Below are 21,175 nucleotides of genomic sequence, written 5' to 3'. Positions count from 1 at the left end.
GGAGTAAAAAACCTCGTTCGATATTCGATCGAGGTTCAGAAGTTAATGATTACATCCTGGCACGGCATGCAGCCCGATCGACGGCCCTTAAAATACCGCCATATCCCGTACAGCGGCAAATGTTTCCCGAGAGTGCCTCCCTTACCTGCTCCTGACTTGGCTGTGGAGTTTCATCCAGCAGGGATTTAACAGCCATCACCATCCCTGAAGTACAATATCCGCACTGGAAGCCTCCTTCTTCGAGGAAAGCCTCTTGAATGGGATGCAGTCCATCCCGCCCCTTCCCAAGTCCTTCTATTGTTGTGAGGGAAGCTCCCTCAATTTGATAGGCCAGTACAAGACACGAATTGACAAGCCGGCCATTCATTAAGACGGAACAAGCCCCGCACCGGCCAATTCCACAGGATAATTTGGTTCCGGTCAACATCAGTTTATCTCGTAAAATATCCACCAGTCGAAGGGCCGGGGATAAGGCAGCTGTCACACGCTCCCCATTTACCATAAAAGAAATGGTTGAATCTTTTACAGTCGTCTGCTCTGCTAGGTGGTTTTCATCCATTTGTTCATCCCCCTTTCGCCGCATGCTGTTATGATTTCCTCCGCTGAGACAGGCAATGTCTGTACCCAATGACCCAGTGCATCATGGATGGCTTTAGTGATCGCCGGAGCAACGGCTACCGTTCCGATTTCCCCGACACCCCTCGGTCCATATTGGTCACCCTCAGCCAGGGTTTCAACCGGCATCACCTTTAACTCTGGAACGTCGCAAATACTTGGCACGAGATAGGAATCCAGATTCTCAGCAGCATATCTTCCCTCAACCATTACCGCTTCTTCCATGAGAGCATACCCAATGCCCATGACTCCACCGCCTTCAATTTGGCCGGTATATCCCGCAGGATTGACCACTGGACCAGCGGAGATCGTTTGATCTAAATGAACCATCTTAATTTGCCCTGTCAGGATGTCCACTTCCACTTGAACAAGGACACCTGAAAAGGAATATAAAAAATGTCCGGAATCAATTTTATCCGGGGTTGTCGGAAAATCAAACCGACTCGAGACTATTAAAGGAGCATCCTTGGAAAGGAATTGAGCAAGTTCCCTGTACGTAACGATTGGATGAGTTCCTTTTCTCCTGAAAATGCCGCCATTTCCCAGCCTTAAATTGGCCTCAGGAATGTTTGTCATCCTGCTGGCGCCAGTAAGGAGCCCATCAGCAAAATCCTTTTTCATCCTCTGGACAGCCAGCCATACCATACTGGTTCCGCGGGAAGCAGTCGTCGAGCCGCTGTGTGGAACAACAGCAGTATCCCCAATTACAATTTCCAAATCCTCTACTCCACAGCTTAATTCTTCTACCATGATGGTTTCAATCACAGCAAGAATTCCCTGGCCGCATTCTTCAAAGCCGAAGGCCGCCTGTATTTTACCGGCATTCGTTAGGGAAAGTCTTCCTCCAGCCGGATCAAGGCGCCCATATCCCAGGCCGCCCCCATGCATCGCAATCGCTGCGCCTACGCCTCTCCTCTTCCACTTATGCTCGAGGTTCCACTTTTCAGCTTCTGCTTTCCTCTTTTCAAAAGCCGGGGAAATTCCTTCAAGAACTTCTGAAGCCCCATTTGTTTCTGCAATTCTTTGTCCCAAAGGACCAGCATCTGCCGCCTTTCTAATATTCCGCCTCCGGAATTCCAGCGGGTCCATTCCAAGCTTTTCGGCAAGGCGGTCTATTTGGGATTCAAGAGCAAAGGTAATCTGATTTCCTCCGAAACCTCTGAACTCCCCGGCCACCCCATTATTGGTAAAAACAGAAACCCCTTCCACATCAACATTCGGCACCATGTATGGACCTGCAGCGTGTTCGACGGCAAAATCCAGTATAGCTGGCCCTAATGTGGCATATGCACCTGTATCAGCTAGGATCTCAACCTTATGGGCCAGGAGTTTTCCCTCTTTGCTGGCTCCTGTTTTCATAATTATTTTCATCGGGTGTCTTTTCAGCCCCGAAATCACAGATTCTTTTCTCGTTTGATGGATTTTAACAGGACATCCCGTTATGAGGGCGAGCATCGCTCCATAAGGCTGGATATTTAATTCATCCTTTCCCCCAAAGGATCCGCCTATAGGGCTTGAAATAATCCGTATCTGTTCTTCGGGCATCCCAAGTATGCGCGCTAATTGAAAACGGTCTTTATACCCATGCTGAGTCCCGACATACACGGTTAACGTTCCATTTTTCTCAGGAACAATCACTCCGCCTTCTGTTTCCATATAGACGTGCATCTGCCTTGGAACCCGATAGGTTTCCTCTACTATGAATGAACATTGTTCAAATCCTTTTCCGACATCCCCCTTTTTATGTCCCGCCCTGTGCATAACATTTCCATTGTCATGAAGCTGCGGAGCATCCGGCGCCATCGCTTTCTCTGGAGTATCGATTACAGGCAAGGGCTCATACTCCACCTCAATAAGCTTTAATGCTTTTTCAGCTGTCTCGATTGTGTCAGCTGCAACGGCTGCAATCGCATCGCCAACGTATCGGGCTATTTCCATGCACAGTACCGGCTGATCCGGAACAATAAGGCCAAATCCATTCAGTCCAGGTACATCTTTGTGGGTAATGACAGCTTTCACCCCTGGCAGCTGTCTGGCTTTTTCAGTACAGATCGAAAGGATTCTCGCATGTGGAAATGAACTTCTCAGGATCTTGCCAAAAAGCATATCAGGAAAATATAAATCTGTTAAATATTGTAGGCTGCCACTTACTTTCCCTGCCCCATCTGGCCTGACACGAGATTGTTTCCTGGCATTTTCCTCGTGCTCCATCATTTTCCCTCCCTGTCTGCAATGAGCTGTTCAAGTTCTGATACGATTACATTCGCAGCAGCGAGTTTCCGGTACCTTGTGCCTAAAAATGCATCAGGAGTTGGGGTATATTCCTTGCAAATATCTGAGTATATCTCTTTTAGAGTGACAGAATTCAGATGCGCTCCAAGCAATTTGTCTTCACATCGAACCAATCTTTGCGGAGCAGAGGCGCCACCGCCTGCGGCAATCCGAATATCAGCTATTCTGCCATCCTCTCTAATCGAGCATCTTCCCGAAACCGTCACGACTGAGGGGATAAAAGCTTCCCTCCGCCCGATTTTCCGGTAAAATGTTCTTTCTGTGTCCAACAGCGTTCGGACCGGTATCTTGATCGAAGCCAGGATGAAGCTTTTCATTTCCTCTCGGTTTTTTATAAACTCCCACAAGTTTATTTCACGAAATCCACCCTGCTCATATACCGTCAGTTCAGCATCCAATGACAGCAGGGCCGGAATGAGATCGCCGACTCCATAGATAATATTTCCGCCAATAGTAGCACGGTTTCGAATCGCAGGAGACCCTACACCCTTTGCAGCCACTATCAAGAGACCGCAGCCCTTTACAATTGCGTAATGCAGCCTGAGATCTGCCAATGGAGTAAGAGCCCCTATTACGACACCGCCGGCCTCGTCCGCCACTCCTCCTTTTAACTCTGTTGCTTTTTCCAGACTAATTAAATAACGCGGCAGCTCTATTCCTTGCTCCCGCTGAAGCTGGATCAGCGTCCCTCCTGCAATAAAAATAGCCTCTCCCCCAAATTTTTCTTTTAACTCCAATGCTTCCGGCAATCCTCTCGGCTGAAAAATTTCGTGCTCCGATGCGATATGTTCATCCCTTAATGCTTGTTTCCCATTATCCACAAATAATCATCCTCGGTATCAATATCATAGAACGGTCTCCAATCCTGATAATCTATTGATCGACACAGGTTTTTTGGCATTCCCTGAATGATTTTCCTCGCTCCTGTATCTCCCCTCAATTTCAATAGTTTCGAAAACTGGCTCTCTGAAAATAACAAAGGGGGCTGCTGCCTTCCCTCATGACGTGATGCAATAACTCCAACTTCTTCCCCATCTTCCATTATGGTTCTAAATATTGATAAAAGATGATTAATCATGGCAGACTGTACGAATGGCTGATCCGCGAGCAAAACAACAATGCCGTCACTCTTGCACTCGATTGCAGCCTGCACTCCCCTTCGCAAAGAATAGGCTTGGCCTGCTGCTGCTTCCTCGCATTCCGCCTGGGTCCAACGCGATGACGGGCAGATCGGCGGTTCCATCCAACCCAGTGTATCTCCCTTTTGAGTGACAACAATTATTTGATCCAGATTTGATTGAAATGCTGCATGGAAAGCCATGCCTCCTATCGTCCCTCCGCCAACCCTCATACCAAGCTTGTTCCGGCCCATGCGGCTGCTTCCTCCTGCAGCAAGCAAAATTCCTGAAACCTTCGCTGTTTTCATATTCCCATTACCTTTTGTTCAGGCTGTCTCCTCATGATTTGAATCAGTTCGGCAGCAATTGAAACTGCAATTTCTTCTGGACCTTCAGCACCAATGGGGAGACCAACAGGTGTAGCAATATACCCGGGGACCTCCCTCAGGCCAAGAAGCCGGGCCGTTCTTTTGACCGAACCCAGCACCCCAAGATACCTGAGTTCCTTATCAACAAGGCAGGAAAGCAGCTGTCTGTCCCTTTTAAAATTATGGGTAAGAAGGAGAACAAAATCCTTGCTGTTAAAATGTAGATCTTCCATGATTTCATGCGGAAAACCAACGACCACCCTTTTCGCATCAGGAAAATTAGCTTTTGTACACAGAGCAGGCCTCCAGTCCGCAACGGTTACATCAAAACCGATACTCGATAGAACGGATACAATTGGAATTGCATCAGGACCTGCTCCATAAAGAAAGATTCTTGGTTTTGGGTCAATCTGGTGTATGAAATAATCATCCATAGGGTCTGATAGAACTCGCATTCCGCTGGAAATCCTTTTTGACGGATCGCTTGCCCACGCTTTACATTCAGGAGGAACAGGACTGTTCCATTCTCCAAATTTTTCTTGATCTTCTGTTATATATAAATACTCGTAATCCTTTTTTACGGAAGGCATTTTCTTTACCATCAAGACAGATTTTCCCATGTCTAACAATGTCTTAAGCCTGCAAAGATGATAATAAAAATGGTCGTCTGCTGGTTCAAGTAAAACCCGGATAGAACCATTGCATCCAGCCCCCTCCCCCCATGAGAACGCCTCATTGCTTCGCATATCATAATCGATTGAAATGGCTGTATTGCCGCCTTCGCTTGCTCTCGCCGCCAAATCTTCTTCAAGGCAGCCTGCACTGAGCGTTCCAATCCGGCTGCCATCCCTCTTTAAAAGCATGCATGATCCTTCTTTTTTATAAGCGGAGCCCTCCACATGAACTATCGTTGCCAGGAAACTCCCGGCAGAAGAACAATGTACGGTTTCAAGAATTTGATGCATATCCTCCATATTGATTCCTCCTGAATAACACGCCACAAGGGATAGAGGCCTAAGGAAAGAGCCTCATTGATTGTTAAAGCAAGAAAGACGGATTACCTAAATCCAAATTTTGAAAGCATCCTTAATTTACTTCACAGAGATTCATCGTTTACGTTCGTACAGCCAAGGCTTGAAAACAGGACTTTTTGGCCTGATCTGCCCTCCATATACCGCCGAGAGACTCCTTGATTTAGATCAGCCCAAGAATTTAAGGAAAATGGGCTTTGATGGCCTTACTCATTTTTATTTAGGAGCCTTTCTAGTTATTCCAGCCTCCAGTAGAAGATGACCGTTTTTCTGGTCCACTCCTGTAATCCAAGTAACTTGAATGAAAGCAATCACTGATGATCCGTTTTCTTCCTGAAAAAATGCCCATTTTACAGCCTTTCCCGTTAGGTGCAATTGTCCGGCTAAATACTTAATTTAATATTCAGACATTTCCTTTGTTAAATCAATTAGAATGGGAGGGAATCTAACAGACAATATAAAAAGAAAAAAGCACCAAAATACTGCTTGGCGCTTTTCAATCAGATTTGCACATCTTCGGATTATTATCATTGTTTCATCTTTGGATCAAGAACATCCCGAAGACCGTCCCCCATAAGGTTAAAGCCAAGAACAGTGAGCATAATGGCGAGGCCAGGAAAGAAAAGGGTCCAAGGAGCCTGAACAAGATACTGTTTGCTGTCTGCGAGCATCTTTCCCCATTCAGGTGACGGTGCCTGAGCACCTAGTCCAAGAAAGCCGAGGGCCGCAGCCTCAATGATTGCAGTGGCAATTGCCAGTGTGGACTGGACAATGATTGGCGTCATGCTGTTGGGGAGTATATGGTGGATTAAGATTCTTGAGTCTTTCATTCCGACCGCACGGGCTGCCATGATGTATTCCTCCTGTTTTACACTAAGAACCTTCGATCTGACGAGACGGCCAAAGTTAGGGATGTTGATAATCGCGATTGCAATTAATGCATTTTGAAGGGAAGGTCCCAGGATAGCAACCACTGCAATCGCCAGCAGGATGCTCGGAAACGCAAGCATGATATCAAACGTACGGGAGATGACCGTGTCCAGCCAACGCCCATAATAACCCGCAATAACCCCCAGAATAGTTCCAAGGACAGCCGACCCCAATACCGCAAAAAATCCAACCCATAAAGAGATCCGGGCACCGTAAACGATTCGCGAGAAGATATCGCGCCCAAAATCATCGGTCCCGAACCAGTGCTCACTGGAAGGAGCGAGCAGTCTTTTCGTCAATTCCTGCTCTTTAAAGCTGTACGGGGCAATGACAGGAGCAAGGATGGCGATGATGATAAAAAAGATAACAATACCCAGGCCTGCCAGTGCGAGTCTATTCTTGCAAAAAGCCCGCCAGGCTTCCTTCAAGGGCGATGCCGTATCTTCTGGATGAACTTTAGACATTTCTGCTGCATTCTTTGCTAACTCAGCCACTTTGAAACCTCCCTATCATTGGTTATACTTGATCCTCGGGTCGACCAGGGCATATAACAGGTCAACGATCAGATTAATGAATACAAAGATGGCGGCGATGATCAGAATGCCTGACTGGATGACTGGATAGTCACGATAACCAATAGCATCGTACAAATACCGGCCGATTCCAGGCCAGCCGAAAATGGTCTCGGTCAGGATGGCACCGCCCAGCAGCAGTCCGGTCTGGAGTCCAATGACGGTCAGGACAGGAATAATCGCATTTTTTAATGAGTGTTTATACACAACCCAAAACATCCCCAGCCCCTTAGCCCGAGCCGTCCGGATATAATCTGCCTTCATGACCTCTAGCATGGTGGAACGAGTCATTCTGGCGATAATGGCCATTGGGATTGTGGCCAATGCAACGCTGGGCAGAATCAAATGCTTTAATGCTGTAATAAATTGATCAGGCCGTCCCTGAATCAGGGTGTCGACCAAATATAAATTGGTTATTGCCGTTATGGGATCCCTGACATCCTCACGCCCGGTGGTCGGAAGCCAGCCGAGCTGGATGGAAAACGCCCATTGCTCCATGAGGCCAAGCCAAAAGATCGGCATGGATACACCAATTAGAGCAAGAATCATTGCAGTGTAGTCAAACCATGAGTTTGAGTACCACGCACTGATGATTCCGGCATTAACACCAATGAGAACAGCGATGAACATTGCTGCCCCCGTTAATTCCAGGGTGGCCGCAAGATATGGCCATATTTCTTGATTAATTGGCCCCCGGGTCCTAAGGGAAGTTCCAAGATCACCCGTGAACAAAGACTTAATGTAATCGAAATATTGTATGTACCAGGGCCTGTCCAGCCCTAATTCCCTTGTTAAGGTTTCGATGGCCTCTTTCGTAGCCCTCTGGCCCAGGATGACTTGGGCAGGATCCCCGGGAATGGCATGAATTATGGCGAATACAACAAGTGTCATTCCAAACAGGACCGGAATTAAAGATAACAGACGTCGGGCTGTATACGTTAACAAGCTTTCTCACCCCTTTTACTCTGGAAGGTTTTCTTCTTTGTAAGCAAAAGGGGAGAACCAGCTCCCCTTTCGGCAGTCCTGCTTACTTAAATTCAACATGTGTCAAGGCTTCCGAACCGGTCGGATGCGGCTTGTAGCCCTGTAAATCCTTGGTTGCCGCAATGAGAGGGGTTGAGTGGACAAGCGGAACCCACGGCGCGTCTTCCTTAATGATTTCCTGGGCTTTTTTGTATAGTTCATTTCGTTTTGTCTGATCCGATTCAGTCTGTGCTTCAATCAAAATATCATGCAATTCATCGCTGCTGTAATAGGAATAATTGTTGCTTCCAATACTGTCTTTATCCAGCAATGTGTATAAGAAGTTATCAGGATCCCCATTATCCCCTGTCCATCCAAGCATATAGGCATCAAAATCACCTTTTGCCGCTTTTTCAAGATAAGTTGCCCAATCAACGGACTGGATGTTGGCCTTTACGCCAATTTTGCTGAAACTCTCCTGGATGACTTCGGCCACTTTCATTCCCTCTGGCATATAAGGGCGTGCAACAGGCATGGCCCATAAGTCCATTTCAAAACCATCTTCATAGCCAGCCTCGGCCAGCAATTCTTTTGCTTTTTCTAAATCGTAAGGATAATCCTCAATTGACTCATTATAGCCTTCAATGGAAGGAGGCATTGGGTTAATGGCAGCGTCAGCCTTGCCACCGTAAAAAGAGTCAATGATTGATTTCTTGTCGATTGCATGGCTTAACGCCTGGCGGACCAGCTTGTTGTCAAATGGCTTCCGGTTTACGGTAAAGCCTATATATCCAACATTCATGGATGGGCGTTCGATTACCTGAAGGCTTGAATTTCCGGTTACGCTTGCTTCATCCGAATTGTTTAATCCATCCATTAAATCAATTTCACCATTGGAAAGAGCATTTAACCGGGCTGTATTTTCCGGAATAACGCGGAAAATAATTTTATTCAGCTTCGGAAGTCCATCTTGCCAATACTCCTGATTCTTTTCCAGAACAATCCTGTCATTTTGTTTCCACTCAACAAATTTGAAAGGTCCTGTCCCTACGGGATTGGAGCGGAAATTATCACCTTGCTCTTCTACTGCTTCAGGACTGGCAATGCCGAATGGAGACATAGCCAGGTTTTTCAGGAATGGTGCCTGAGGACGATTCAGGACAAACTCGACAGTATGTTCATCAACTGCCTTCACTTCTTTAATGACGTGTCCTTCTTCTCCCTTAAAACCGCCAAACATCGTGTAATAAGGGAATTTATCGGCATCCCCGTTCATCCACCGCTCGAAGTTATAGACAACTGCATCAGCATTAAAGTCGGTGCCATCATGGAATTTAACGCCCTCACGAAGCTTAAAGGTGTAAGTAAGGTTATCAGGAGACACTTTCCATTCTTCAGCAAGCCCAGGGTGGATGGTGGTATCCTGTTCCCCATACTCAAGCAATGTTTCAAAAATGTTTTCTGTCACTTTAAAGGTTTCCCCTTCTGTTGTTGTGATAGGATCCAGTGAAGTGGAATCCCCGCCCCGCGCAAATACTAAAGTATCTTTTTTGCTTCCGCCTTCGGAAGCAGAGCCGTTTTCTCCCTCGGTTGCCGTATTTGTTTTCCCGCTGCAGCCCACAAGGAACATGCTTATGGCCAGGATCGAGACCAGCAGCATTCTCATTGATTTGTTCATGTAATCGTGTTCCCCCCATTTAATTATTATCATTAATGCAGCACATCACTTGCTGTACAAGTGGCATGCTGCAAGATGACCATTGATTTCAAACGCCTTTGGCCTCGTTGTTCTGCAAATATCCATGCATTCCGGACACCGGGTATGGAATGCACACCCAGTTGGCGGATTTGCCGGGCTGGGCAATTCGCCCACAATGGGAACAGGCACCCTCTTTAAATCTGGATCTGGAACTGGTACGGCGGATAAGAGAGCTTTTGTATAAGGGTGCAAAGGGTTTTCATACAGATCTTCACCGTCGGCCAGTTCAATCAGCCTTCCTAAATACATAACACCAACACGGTCGCTGATATGGCGGACTACACCTAAATCATGTGCAATAAATATGTATGTAAGGCCAAATTCCTGCTGGATATCCTTCATAAGGTTCAAAACCTGGGCCTGGATTGAAACGTCAAGCGCTGAAACGGGTTCATCGGCAATGATGAGCTTGGGCTTAGTCATCAATGCCTTCGCGATGCCAATACGCTGACGCTGGCCTCCTGAAAACTGGTGTGGGTATCTCCTCGCATGATAACTGCTTAACCCAACTACTTCGAGCATTTCCCTGACCCGTTTTTTACGTTCCTCTTTTGAACCTATTCCATGAACAATAAGTGGTTCTTCTAAAATTTGCTGGATGGAGTGTCTCGGATTTAATGAGGCATAAGGATCCTGAAAGACCATCTGGATATCCCGCCTGGTTTTACGAAGCTCATTCTTACTCAAACTGGTCATCTCTTTGTCTTCAAAAACAATGCTGCCATCACTTGCTTCAATGAGGCGCATCAATAGACGCCCTGTTGTGGATTTGCCGCAGCCGCTTTCTCCAACAATTCCTAAAGTTTCACCTTTCTTTACATAAAAGGAAACATCATCAACCGCCTTCACCTGGCCCTGTACTTTGCCAAAAAGACCCCCGGTAATCGGAAAGTATTTTTTAAGTCCCCTCACCTCAAGAAGGAAGCCCGACATGCTCGCCACTCTCCTCTCCTACTTTATGCAGGAAGCATCTTACACCATGTCCATCACTGCCAGTTTTGTATATTGGCGGAGCTGCTTCATGACACTTGCCGAATGCCGAATCACACCTGGGTGCAAACCTGCAGCCTTTCGGAATGCTGCCCGGGGCAGGAACATTGCCTGGTATGCTGTATAAACGTTCTCTCTTGCCCCTAAGATCCGGAACGGACCTTAACAATCCCTCAGTGTAGGGATGCTTTGGAGTCTTCAGGATTGTTCGGACATCTCCCTGTTCGACAATCTGGCCCGCATACATGACAATAACACGATCGCATATTTCAGCGACGATCCCTAAATCATGCGTTATCAAAATGATTGATGTATGTGTTTTACGATTCAAGTCTTTCATTAGAGAAAGTATTTGGGCCTGGATTGTCACGTCTAGTGCCGTCGTTGGCTCGTCCGCAATCAAAACTCTTGGATTGCATGCCATTGCCATTGCAATCATGACCCTCTGTCTCATTCCTCCCGAAAGCTGATGGGGATACTCCTGTAATATTCCTTCAGCTCTTGGAATTCCAACAAGGCGAAGCAATTCGGTACATCTTTTTACACCCTCTGCCTTTGACTGTTTAGTATGCAGGGCAATTGCTTCTGCGAGTTGGTTTCCAATTGTAAAAAGAGGATTCAAGGAAGTCATCGGTTCCTGAAAAATCATGGAAATTTGATTTCCGCGGACTTTTCTCCATTCTTTTTCCCTTAAAGTGGTTAAATCCTTCCCCTCAAAGAGAATACAACCTTCCTCTACTTTCCCAGGCGGTGAAGGAATTAGTCCCATTGCTGCAAGCGAAGTGACACTCTTACCACTTCCAGATTCCCCCACTATTCCAAGTATTTCTCCGTCCTTCAATTCAAACGTAATACCATCAACAGCGGGGATATACCTTTCCCCGGAGTAAAAAGATACCTTTAAATCATTGATTTGTAGTATGGATTGTGAATCCATGTTATCACCTGCCTCCCTTTTTATGATGCTTTTAATTTTAAATTATCAAAATATATTAAATTCACACACTATTATGACATATAAGAATAATAATAGGCTGTCAAAATTCGTCGAAAGACTTTATTTTTTTCATAGTGTTTAAAAAGTCGTTTTCTATTTTTCTCGCTAGATAGATGCCGGATTCGCTTTTTCATTTACATTGAACAGCGTTAAAGCTTTAATACGTGCCTCTGTTAACAATTGGAATGCTTCCGCTGATATTTTCTCAGTATAGAATCTTTTTATCCCAGCTATAATCAAAAAAAAACAAAGCCCCTTTCCGTGAATGGAAAGGGGCTTTGTTTTTTTATACTTGATCGCTTCCAAAGAAATTTTTGAACGCTTGAATGCTCGTATCGCGGTTTAATGCAGCAATGGAAGTTGTTAATGGGATGCCTTTCGGGCAAGATTGCACACAGTTTTGTGAGTTACCGCAGTTTGCAAGTCCGCCGTCTCCCATGATGGCTTCCAGACGTTCTGCCTTATTCATTTCACCCGTTGGATGAGCATTGAATAAACGCACCTGGGATAGAGGGGCAGGTCCAATGAAATCCGATTTGCTGTTTACATTTGGACATGCTTCCAGACAAACGCCGCAGGTCATGCATTTTGAAAGTTCGTATGCCCATTGGCGCTTCTTTTCAGGCATGCGGGGCCCTGGTCCTAAGTCATATGTCCCGTCAATTGGAATCCATGCTTTAACCCTTTTTAAAGAGTCAAACATTCTGCTTCTATCAACCTGTAAATCACGGACAACAGTGAACGTCTTCATCGGAGCCAGCCTGATCGGCTGCTCGAGCTGGTCAACAAGAGCTGTACAGGACTGGCGCGGTTTACCGTTAATAACCATTGAGCAGGCACCGCAAACTTCTTCAAGGCAGTTCATGTCCCAGGAAATGGGCACTGTCTTTTCTCCTTTAGCATTGACAGGGTTACGCCTGATTTCCATCAAAGCGGAAATCACATTCATATTTGTCCGATAAGGCAAAACAAATTCTTCCTCATAAGGGGCTGAGTCAGGAGTATCCTGACGGGTGATAATAAAACGGACTGTTTTGTTTTCAGCCATACCTTCTTACTCCCCCTTCTTCTTTGAATAATCGCGTTTACGCGGTTTAATTAACGATGTATCAACATCTTCATAATGGAAAGCCGGTGCGGACTGCTCATCGACAAATTTAGCCATTGTGGTTTTTAGGAACTGTTCATCATCGCGTTCCGGGAATTCAGGTTTATAATGCGCTCCGCGGCTTTCATTACGGTTATAGGCACCAATGGTGATGACCCTGGCCAGCTGAAGCATATTTTGGAGCTGGCGAGTGAAGACTGCTCCCTGATTGCTCCACTTTGCCGTATCATTGATATTAATATTTTTGAAGCGTTCCATAAGTTCGACAATCTTTTCGTCTGTTTTCAACAGCCTGTCGTTATGGCGCACCACGGTAACATTATCAGTCATCCATTCTCCAAGCTCTTTATGAAGGACATAGGCGTTCTCGCTGCCGTCCAGGGTCAGGATGCTATTCCACTTATCTTCTTCCTGTTTGACAGCACGTTCAAAGACAGAGGAGGAAATGGAATCAGTGCTCTTTTCCAATCCTGAAATGTATCTGACAGCATTAGGACCTGCAACCATTCCCCCATACATAGCAGACAGCAATGAGTTAGCTCCAAGACGGTTTGCCCCATGCTGGGAGTAATCGCACTCACCAGCTGCGAACAGTCCAGGAATATTGGTCATCTGATCATAATCCACCCATAGTCCACCCATAGAATAGTGAACGGCAGGGAAAATTTTCATTGGCAGTTTACGAGGGTCCTCACCGGTGAATTTTTCATAGATTTCGATGATCCCGCCAAGCTTAATATCCAGTTCTTTTGGATCTTTATGGGAAAGGTCCAGGAAGACCATGTTTTCTCCGTTAATGCCAAGTTTTTGATTTACACACACATCAAAGATTTCACGCGTAGCGATATCACGCGGAACAAGGTTTCCATATGCAGGATACTTTTCCTCCAGGAAGTACCATGGCTTTCCGTCTTTATACGTCCAGACACGGCCACCCTCCCCACGAGCTGACTCGCTCATCAGCCGAAGTTTGTCATCCCCGGGGATTGCAGTTGGATGAATCTGGATCATCTCTCCATTTGCATAGTGAACACCCTGCTGATAAACGATGGACGCAGCGGATCCAGTATTGATAATAGAGTTGGTTGATTTACCAAATATAATCCCCGGACCTCCAGTTGCCATAATGACAGCATCTGCTGAAAATGATTTGATTTCCATCGTCTTTAAGTCCTGGGCCACGATCCCTCGGCATACACCATCATCATCGACTACTGCCCCAAGAAACTCCCAGCCTTCATATTTCGTAACAACGCCTGCGACTTCATGGCGGCGAACCTGCTCATCCAAGGCATAAAGCAACTGCTGTCCTGTTGTCGCACCGGCGAATGCAGTACGGTGATGCTGTGTTCCGCCAAAGCGGCGGAAATCAAGCAATCCTTCAGGAGTACGATTGAACATAACCCCCATACGGTCCATCAAGTGAATGATTCCCGGCGCAGCTTCACACATAGCTTTAACTGGGGGCTGATTAGCCAGGAAATCTCCGCCATAGACTGTATCATCAAAATGAATCAACGGGGAGTCGCCTTCACCCTTCGTATTCACCGCTCCATTGATGCCGCCCTGGGCACAAACAGAGTGGGAACGCTTTACGGGTACAAGGGAAAACAATTCGACTTGGGTACCTGTCTCTGCCGTTTTTATGGCAGCCATCAAGCCGGCAAGTCCCCCACCTACTATGATAACCTTACCTTTACTCATCGTGACTCTCACTCCTCAATCCTAAGTCTGACTTCTTGTTTAGTATTTTTATAGATTCATATTAGATAAACGCAACGAGCGCACGAATGCCAATAATAGACAGGACTACAAACAATCCAATTGTCACGTATGTAGAGATAAGTTGGGATCGTGGCGTGACAGTGATTCCCCAGCTGACAAAGAAAGACCATAGTCCGTTTGCAAAATGGAAAATGGCGGATATAACCCCAATTACATAGAACGCAAACATAAAGGGAGAACCAAGGATTTCTTCCATCATCTGAAAATTAACTTCGGCTCCGAACGCTGCTGCCAAACGTGTTTCCCAGACATGCCAGGCTACAAAAACTAGAGTAATAACCCCTGAAATACGCTGCAGCATGAACATCCAGTTCCGGAAAAATCCGAACCTTGATGTATTGTTCTTCGCAGTGAAAGCAATGTAAAGACCGTAAATCGCGTGGAATAATAATGGTAAATAAATAACGAAAACTTCCAAAAAGATCCTGAATGGAAGACTTTCCATAAAATGAGCGGCATCGTTAAATGCCTGTTCTCCTTTTGTGGCAAAATGGTTTACCACCAGATGCTGGGTTAAAAATAGCCCTACGGGAATAACCCCAAGCAATGAATGAAGCCTGCGCCAATAAAACTCTTGATTTCCTGCCATATGTATACCCCCCTGATATTTTAAAATGATGGCATGCGACAATCTTCACTGTATTCCAACAATTTTGATTAGATGGCTCGCCATCGGGTAAAAAATAATAAATCATTTCTTACAATAATGTGACATGTTCATTTTACTCCCAACACATAAGACCGTCAAGAAAACGGATACAGAAAATTATTTATATAAGTAACATTTCACTAAATATTCAGGCATTGATATATAAGGAAAAACATAAGTTTTTCCTACTAAAAAAGATATTTTAATATAGATATTTTATTATTTTAAATTTTTTCTTTTTATAAGAAAGAAACATTGTTCCGGGATTTGAATCATAAAAATAGTAAAAAATAAACAGAACAAGATGAAGCCCAAACAAATTTTTACAAAAAAACATTACCAATACAATATTTGCTTTTCAAATAATTTGTTTATAATAGAGTAATAGAAAGAGGGGAAAGCACTTGAGTGAATTATCATCTTCCGAAAACCATCCAGATAACCAGGAGCCTTCCACTTCTCTATTTGGTTACGAGCTGATAAGAGATGTCCTGCTTCCTGAACTTTTGGGGAAGGATGCCCCAGAAATCCTTTATTGGGCAGGAAAGCGGCTTGCCCGCAAATTCCCCCTTGGCACAATGGAGGAAATAAAGCATTTTTTCCTTAACGCTGAATGGGGCCATCTCAACATCAAGGAAGAAAAGAGAAGTGAAATGGTACTTGAACTTACTGGAGAAATAATTTCAGCCCGGCTGAAAAACAACAGCAATTTATCCTTCCAGCTGGAAGCCGGCTTTTTGGCCCAGCAGCTTGAGTCGCAAAAAAAACTGGCCGCAGAGACTTTTGAGCACCCGACTAAACGCTCAGGTAAAATCCAGTTCACGGTTAAATGGGATAAATCAGATATCCTTAATGTCAGTAAATAAAAAAGTGGACAAAAAGCTTTCTCAAAGAAAGCTTTTTGTCTTATTAAATTAGAGACATTAAGATCTTACTGCAGCCTCCGATAAGTCGAAAGCATCATGCAGGGCTTCGACCGCCTGGACCATCTGCTTGTCAACAAGAACTGTCGAGACTTTAATCTCGGAAGTGCTGACCATTTTCACCTGAATCTCCTGGGAGGCCAATACTTCAAACATTTTGGCAGCTACTCCCGGGTTGGAAACCATGCCCGAGCCAACAATGGATACCTTCGACAAACCCGTTTCTGATTCAATAGACTGATAGTTCAAAAGATCCTTATTTCTTTCGAGAACCTCGAGTGTTTCAGCCAGATCACTGCTTTTAATTGAGAATGAAATGTTCGCTTTATCCGTTCCTGTCCCGTTTTGTACAATGATATCCACATTAATATGGTTTTCCGCCAGTGTTGAAAAGATGGTTGGCAAGCTCTTCAATGTATTATCCAGACCAATGACCGACACTCTTGTAATCTGATCTTCAAACGCGATTCCCCGCACTACTAAATTTTGTTCCATTTCAACTTCCTCCTCAATGACAGTTCCACTTACTCTTTCCATGCTTGATCGCACCTCAAGGGCAACGCCGTAATTCTTCGCAAATTCCACAGCTCTTGGATGAAGTACACCGGCTCCAAGATTGGCAAGCTCCAGCATCTCATCATATGATACGCCCAGAAGCTTTCTTGCCCCTTTTACATAACGGGGGTCCGTCGTAAATACTCCAGTTACATCTGTGTATATATCACACTTATCCGCACCGAGTGCCGCCGCCAAAGCTACAGCCGTTGTATCAGAGCCGCCACGGCCCAATGTCGTAATTTGGCTCTCTTCGGTTATTCCCTGGAAGCCTGCTACAACTACAACCTTGCCTTCAGCGAGATCCCGTTTGATTGTATCAGTCTTAATATCAAGGATTCTTGCGTTTCCGTGTACAGGTTCGGTCATCATTCCCGCCTGCCATCCTGTATACGAAACGGCATCAAAGCCTTTTTCTATAAGAGCCATAGCAAGCAACGAGATGGTCACTTGCTCACCTGTCGTAAGAAGCATATCCATTTCACGCTTTGATGGAGATGAAGAAATATCCCTCGCCATCTCAACAAGCTTGTCTGTAGTTTTTCCCATCGCGGATACTACAACAACAACATCGTTTCCATTTTGTTTTTCTTCTGCGACACGGCCGGCGACATTCAGTATTTTTTCTACACTGCCAACCGAAGTCCCGCCAAACTTTTGTACAATCAATCCCATTTGTATCCCTTCTTCCTGTTGTATATGAAGCTTACGTCTATTATGTAGGACTGCTTTTTTCCGGTTAAATAGAAAAAAGCAATGAGAGATGATCTCATTGCTGTGATTACGTAAAAATAGATTGATACGCTCGCACAGTGAGATAGCTCTCCAAGACGCATCCATCTTGACAATCCTGCATTTATTCAACACAGAACCAGCAAGGAAAGCTATGAGTCTTCCCTCACTTCGGCGGACAACCCTTTCTGAACCCTTCATCGAATCCCATTCTTCTCCAGGTCTTACTCTTGAGGTCCGCACCTCTATCTTCACTTTAACGCTCTAAAGTGACGGTATATTGAATTGCCCTCATTATAGCACAGGCTATTCCATCTGCCAATACTATTCCTGCAATTTCTCTTGCAATTCTGCCGCCACATTGGCAGGTATTCCCGCAGCTGTCAGTTCTTCAAGGCTTGCTTCCCGCATCTTTTTTACGGAACCAAACTGTTTCAGCAACAGCTTTTTTCTTTTCTCACCGATTCCCGAAATATCATCAAGCAGCGACTGAAAAGCATTTTTCCCCCTAAGCTGCCGGTGAAACGTAATGGCAAAACGGTGAACTTCATCCTGAATCCGCTGCAGCAGATAAAACTCCTGGCTGTTTCTCTGCAGACTGATGATTTCAAGAGGATTTCCATAGAGCAGCTGGGAAGTCCTGTGTTTTTCATCCTTTGCCAAACCTGCAATCGGGATATCCAGACCAAGTTCATTTTCCAGAACATCCCTGGCGGCCTCGATATGGCCCTTCCCTCCATCAATGATAATTAAGTCTGCAAGAGGGAGACCTTCCTTCAAGACTCTTGTATATCTTCTCCTGACGACCTCCCGCATGGATTCATAATCATCCGGGCCCTGGACAGATTTAATTTTATACTTCCGGTATTCCTTCTTTTCCGGTTTTCCGTCAATAAACACAATCATTGCTGAAACCGGATCTGTCCCCTGTATATTGGAATTATCATATGCTTCAATCCTGTGGGGAGTAAAAATCCCCATTTGTTTCCCCAGGTTTTCTACTGCTTTTATCGTTCTTTCTTCATCCCGCTCAATTAATGAGAATTTTTCTTTCAAAGCGATAGCGGCATTTTTACAGGCAAGCTTCACCAGGTCTTTTTTCTGGCCACGCTGCGGCTTAAGCACCTTTACCATTAACAATTGCTCGGCCATCTCCGAGTTCACGCTGTCAGGAACAAAAATTTCTTTTGGTTTAAAATGCTCGGGTACAGAATAGAATTGGCCCAGGAACGTCAGGATTTCTTCATCAGGCTCATCATGAATGGGGAACATGGACACTTCCCGTTCAATTAATTTGCCTTGCCGGATAAAAAATACCTGTACACACATCCACCCTTTATCTACAGCATAGCCAAATACATCCCTGTCCGTGAAGTCAGTCATCGTCATTTTCTGTTTTTCCATTGTGGCTTCTATATGGACAATTTTATCGCGGTATTCTTTTGCACGCTCAAAATCAAGCTCTTCTGCAGCAGACGTCATCTTTGCCGCAAGCTCCTTCTTTATCTCTTTATATCCACCGTTTAAAAATCGGGCGATTTCATCCGTAATTTTCTTGTATTCTTTAACTTCCACACCGTTCACACAAGGAGCCAGACACTGCCCTATGTGATAGTATAAACACACCCTGTCAGGCAGGGTTACACATTTTCTGAGGGGATAGATCCTGTCCAGGAGTTTTTTTGTTTCATTTGCTGCCTGGACATTTGGATAGGGCCCGAAATATTTTCCGCTGTCCTTTTTAACCTTGCGGGTGATAATCAGGCGCGGATGCCTCTCTGCCGTCAGCTTAATGAACGGATAGCTCTTGTCATCCTTTAGCATCACATTATATTTCGGGTCATATTTCTTGATCAGGTTCATTTCGAGTATTAAAGCTTCCATATCGGAGGATGTTACAATATACTCAAAATCCTCAATCTCATTTACGAGCCTTAAAGTTTTTCCATCATGCGAACCTGTAAAATAGGAACGCACTCTATTTTTAAGGACTTTTGCCTTTCCAACATAGATGATGGTCCCCTGCCTGTCCTTCATTAAGTAACAGCCAGGCTGGTCAGGCAATAAAGCCAATTTATTTTTAATGGTATCATTCATTTATATTGTTCACCCCCTGTTGCCATAAATATATTATACAACGTTTCTGCCTAAACAGGCATACCCGGATATTTGGTAAGTTATTATAATAAAGACCGGCGGGATGCCCCGCCGGCCTGTAAAAGATGGGTATTCAGATTCACGAAAGTGCTCTTTTGGTTGTCCTTCTCCGTTAAATATTAAACGTGTTTTCCAAGAAGCCCAGCTAGAGCTTCTTTAGGCTGGAATCCAACCACTTTGTCGACAACCTCTCCGTCTTTTAAGACAAGGAGAGTCGGAATGCTCATGATTCCAAACTTTGCAGCTGTCTCCTGATTTTCATCCACATCCACTTTTACAATTTTAACTTGTTCACCCATATCGGAATCCAGTTCTTCCAGAACAGGTGCAATCATCTTACAAGGTCCGCACCATGGAGCCCAAAAGTCAACAAGAACTGTACCAGACCCTGTTTCAGAAGTGAAATTTTGATCTGTAGCATGTGTGATAGCCATTTTAAATCCTCCTATAATGAAAACTCGAATACTAACGACAGTATATCACCGTTTACAAAGTGATGCTAATTATTTGTTTCTGTATGTAATGTACCCTTTCGGCCAAAGTTTATGCCTGAAACAATAAGAAGGGGGAGACCTGAAAAAAGCGTCCGCCCCAGCCTGGTTTTATTGATGTACCTTCAGCTTTTTGAATTCTTCAGTCAGCATTGGTACTACTTCAAATAGGTCCCCGACAATGCCGTAATCGGCCACTTTAAATATGTTCGCTTCTGGATCTTTATTTATGGCTACTATCACTTTTGAATTGGACATTCCGGCAAGATGCTGAATGGCTCCGGAAATTCCACAGGCAATATACAGGTCGGGAGTGACTACTTTCCCGGTTTGACCGATTTGAAGGGAATAATCGCAGTAGTCTGCATCGCATGCACCCCGGGAAGCACCGACCGCGCCCCCTAAAACGCTAGCCAGTTCCTTAAGAGGTTCAAAGCCTTCTTCACTCCTGACCCCTCGGCCCCCTGATACCACCACTTTCGCTTCGGAGAGGTCTACACCTTCTGTTGCCTTTCGGACTACTTCTTTGATGACGGTGCGAAGGTCCTTAATATCAACTGAAAGAGTGGAAACGTCCCCGGTCCGGTTCTCGTCCTTTTCAAGAGAAGCGATATTATTCGGACGGATTGTAGCAAAGATTATACCTTCACTAACGATTTTCTTTTCGAAAGCCTTCCCTGAATAGATCGGCCGAGTAAAGACAAGGTTGCCTCCTGCTTCTTCAACCTGTACAGCATCCGATATTAGTCCGGAATTCAGCTTGCTGGCAATTTTCGGGGACAGGTCTTTTCCAAGTGCCGTGTGCCCAATTATTAAGCCTCCCGGTTTTTCTTCCTTGATAACGGACATCAGTGCCTGGCTGTACCCATCTGGTGTGTATTGTGCAAGCTTCTCATTTTCCACCGCTATTACCCGTTCTGCACCATAGCTGATTAGCTCCTGCCCCAGAGCACTGACAGAATCCCCAATCAGCACCCCGACAACTTCTCCTCCTTCTGCGACTGTTCTGGCAGCAGCCACCGCTTCGAAGGAAACATTCCTAAGTGAACCTTCACGAATTTCTCCCAGCACCAATACTTTCCTGCCCATATCTATTTACCTCCCGCATGTTTCGAATTGAATTAAACTCTTTCGTCTTTA

At 45.1% G+C, this 21,175-nt stretch carries 18 protein-coding genes and 1 riboswitch; of the genes, 1 reads left to right on the top strand and 17 read right to left on the bottom strand.

Annotated elements, in window-relative coordinates; genetic code table 11:
- Positions 1–49: 49 nt before the first annotated feature.
- From EV146_RS14240 to EV146_RS14175, 13 genes are all read right to left on the bottom strand, one after another.
- Positions 50–559 (bottom strand): (2Fe-2S)-binding protein, encoded by a 510-nt coding sequence (locus EV146_RS14240; RefSeq protein WP_132007356.1) that lies wholly within the window; start codon positions 557–559, stop codon positions 50–52.
- Positions 541–2,829 (bottom strand): xanthine dehydrogenase subunit D, encoded by a 2,289-nt coding sequence (gene pucD / locus EV146_RS14235; protein WP_373566065.1) that lies wholly within the window; start codon positions 2,827–2,829, stop codon positions 541–543. Before pucD ends, EV146_RS14240 begins: the two co-directional genes overlap by 19 nt.
- A complete protein-coding gene (locus tag EV146_RS14230) occupies positions 2,826–3,728 on the bottom strand; it encodes an FAD binding domain-containing protein (protein ID WP_132007353.1) in 903 nt (300 codons plus the stop codon). The genes pucD and EV146_RS14230 overlap by 4 nt, the downstream gene beginning before the upstream one ends.
- A complete protein-coding gene (locus EV146_RS14225; RefSeq protein ID WP_132007350.1) occupies positions 3,704–4,333 on the bottom strand; it encodes a nucleotidyltransferase family protein in 630 nt (209 codons plus the stop codon). Before EV146_RS14225 ends, EV146_RS14230 begins: the two co-directional genes overlap by 25 nt.
- Positions 4,330–5,367: an XdhC family protein gene (locus EV146_RS14220; RefSeq protein WP_132007347.1), complete on the bottom strand. Its 1,038-nt coding sequence runs from the start codon at positions 5,365–5,367 to the stop codon at positions 4,330–4,332. The genes EV146_RS14225 and EV146_RS14220 overlap by 4 nt, the downstream gene beginning before the upstream one ends.
- Positions 5,368–5,951: 584 nt before the next feature.
- On the bottom strand, positions 5,952–6,848 hold the full coding sequence (locus EV146_RS14215; protein WP_181215880.1) for an ABC transporter permease: 897 nt from the start codon (positions 6,846–6,848) through the stop codon (positions 5,952–5,954).
- 15 nt (positions 6,849–6,863) lie between these two features.
- Positions 6,864–7,871 (bottom strand): ABC transporter permease, encoded by a 1,008-nt coding sequence (locus EV146_RS14210; protein ID WP_121611505.1) that lies wholly within the window; start codon positions 7,869–7,871, stop codon positions 6,864–6,866.
- Between the two features lie 82 nt (positions 7,872–7,953).
- On the bottom strand, positions 7,954–9,567 hold the full coding sequence (locus tag EV146_RS14205; protein ID WP_132007344.1) for an ABC transporter substrate-binding protein: 1,614 nt from the start codon (positions 9,565–9,567) through the stop codon (positions 7,954–7,956).
- Between the two features lie 45 nt (positions 9,568–9,612).
- The gene (locus EV146_RS14200) at positions 9,613–10,581 is read right to left on the bottom strand and encodes an ABC transporter ATP-binding protein (RefSeq protein ID WP_132007693.1); all 969 of its coding nucleotides are present in this window, start codon (positions 10,579–10,581) and stop codon (positions 9,613–9,615) included.
- Positions 10,562–11,575, bottom strand: a complete 1,014-nt coding sequence (locus tag EV146_RS14195; RefSeq protein ID WP_132007341.1) for an ABC transporter ATP-binding protein — start codon at positions 11,573–11,575, stop codon at positions 10,562–10,564. Before EV146_RS14195 ends, EV146_RS14200 begins: the two co-directional genes overlap by 20 nt.
- 346 nt (positions 11,576–11,921) lie before the next feature.
- Positions 11,922–12,683: a succinate dehydrogenase iron-sulfur subunit gene (sdhB, locus tag EV146_RS14185; protein ID WP_121611500.1), complete on the bottom strand. Its 762-nt coding sequence runs from the start codon at positions 12,681–12,683 to the stop codon at positions 11,922–11,924.
- 6 nt (positions 12,684–12,689) lie between these two features.
- Positions 12,690–14,447 carry a succinate dehydrogenase flavoprotein subunit gene (gene sdhA, locus EV146_RS14180; RefSeq protein WP_121611499.1) on the bottom strand — a complete coding sequence of 586 codons (1,758 nt, stop codon included), beginning with the start codon at positions 14,445–14,447 and terminating at the stop codon, positions 12,690–12,692.
- Positions 14,448–14,508: 61 nt separating this feature from the next.
- Entirely contained in the window at positions 14,509–15,117 is a 609-nt protein-coding gene (locus EV146_RS14175; RefSeq protein WP_121611498.1) for a succinate dehydrogenase cytochrome b558 subunit, read from the bottom strand.
- A gap of 464 nt (positions 15,118–15,581) precedes the next feature.
- Here EV146_RS14175 and EV146_RS14170 point away from each other — a divergent pair, with 464 nt between their 5' ends.
- Positions 15,582–16,043, top strand: a complete 462-nt coding sequence (locus EV146_RS14170) for a YslB family protein (RefSeq protein ID WP_132007338.1) — start codon at positions 15,582–15,584, stop codon at positions 16,041–16,043.
- Positions 16,044–16,100: 57 nt separating this feature from the next.
- On the opposite strand, the gene EV146_RS14165 is transcribed toward EV146_RS14170, so the two are convergent.
- From EV146_RS14165 to EV146_RS14150, 4 genes are all read right to left on the bottom strand, one after another.
- Positions 16,101–17,330 carry an aspartate kinase gene (locus EV146_RS14165; RefSeq protein WP_132007335.1) on the bottom strand — a complete coding sequence of 410 codons (1,230 nt, stop codon included), beginning with the start codon at positions 17,328–17,330 and terminating at the stop codon, positions 16,101–16,103.
- A gap of 135 nt (positions 17,331–17,465) precedes the next feature.
- A riboswitch (Lysine riboswitch) is annotated at positions 17,466–17,643 on the bottom strand.
- Between the two features lie 68 nt (positions 17,644–17,711).
- Positions 17,712–19,484 (bottom strand): excinuclease ABC subunit UvrC, encoded by a 1,773-nt coding sequence (gene uvrC / locus EV146_RS14160; protein ID WP_132007332.1) that lies wholly within the window; start codon positions 19,482–19,484, stop codon positions 17,712–17,714.
- A gap of 179 nt (positions 19,485–19,663) precedes the next feature.
- On the bottom strand, positions 19,664–19,978 hold the full coding sequence (gene trxA, locus EV146_RS14155; protein WP_121611494.1) for a thioredoxin: 315 nt from the start codon (positions 19,976–19,978) through the stop codon (positions 19,664–19,666).
- A gap of 168 nt (positions 19,979–20,146) precedes the next feature.
- Positions 20,147–21,124: an electron transfer flavoprotein subunit alpha/FixB family protein gene (locus EV146_RS14150; RefSeq protein WP_132007329.1), complete on the bottom strand. Its 978-nt coding sequence runs from the start codon at positions 21,122–21,124 to the stop codon at positions 20,147–20,149.
- Positions 21,125–21,175 lie beyond the last annotated feature (51 nt).

This window comes from Mesobacillus foraminis, assembly GCF_004340465.1.
Classification (GTDB): domain Bacteria; phylum Bacillota; class Bacilli; order Bacillales; family Cytobacillaceae; genus Mesobacillus_B; species Mesobacillus_B foraminis.
Note: the sequence above shows the minus strand (reverse complement) of the source record. Positions and strands in the feature narration are given on the sequence as shown.

Coding starts and splice junctions, on each gene's coding strand:
- EV146_RS14240 (WP_132007356.1), bottom strand. CDS start 559: ATGGATGAAAACCACCTAGCAGAGCAGACGACTGTAAAAGATTCAACC.
- pucD (WP_373566065.1), bottom strand. CDS start 2,829: ATGATGGAGCACGAGGAAAATGCCAGGAAACAATCTCGTGTCAGGCCA.
- EV146_RS14225 (WP_132007350.1), bottom strand. CDS start 4,333: ATGAAAACAGCGAAGGTTTCAGGAATTTTGCTTGCTGCAGGAGGAAGC.
- EV146_RS14220 (WP_132007347.1), bottom strand. CDS start 5,367: ATGGAGGATATGCATCAAATTCTTGAAACCGTACATTGTTCTTCTGCC.
- EV146_RS14205 (WP_132007344.1), bottom strand. CDS start 9,567: ATGAACAAATCAATGAGAATGCTGCTGGTCTCGATCCTGGCCATAAGC.
- EV146_RS14200 (WP_132007693.1), bottom strand. CDS start 10,581: ATGTCGGGCTTCCTTCTTGAGGTGAGGGGACTTAAAAAATACTTTCCG.
- EV146_RS14195 (WP_132007341.1), bottom strand. CDS start 11,575: ATGGATTCACAATCCATACTACAAATCAATGATTTAAAGGTATCTTTT.
- sdhB (WP_121611500.1), bottom strand. CDS start 12,683: ATGGCTGAAAACAAAACAGTCCGTTTTATTATCACCCGTCAGGATACT.
- sdhA (WP_121611499.1), bottom strand. CDS start 14,447: ATGAGTAAAGGTAAGGTTATCATAGTAGGTGGGGGACTTGCCGGCTTG.
- EV146_RS14175 (WP_121611498.1), bottom strand. CDS start 15,117: ATGGCAGGAAATCAAGAGTTTTATTGGCGCAGGCTTCATTCATTGCTT.
- EV146_RS14165 (WP_132007335.1), bottom strand. CDS start 17,330: ATGGGATTGATTGTACAAAAGTTTGGCGGGACTTCGGTTGGCAGTGTA.
- uvrC (WP_132007332.1), bottom strand. CDS start 19,484: ATGAATGATACCATTAAAAATAAATTGGCTTTATTGCCTGACCAGCCT.
- trxA (WP_121611494.1), bottom strand. CDS start 19,978: ATGGCTATCACACATGCTACAGATCAAAATTTCACTTCTGAAACAGGG.
- EV146_RS14150 (WP_132007329.1), bottom strand. CDS start 21,124: ATGGGCAGGAAAGTATTGGTGCTGGGAGAAATTCGTGAAGGTTCACTT.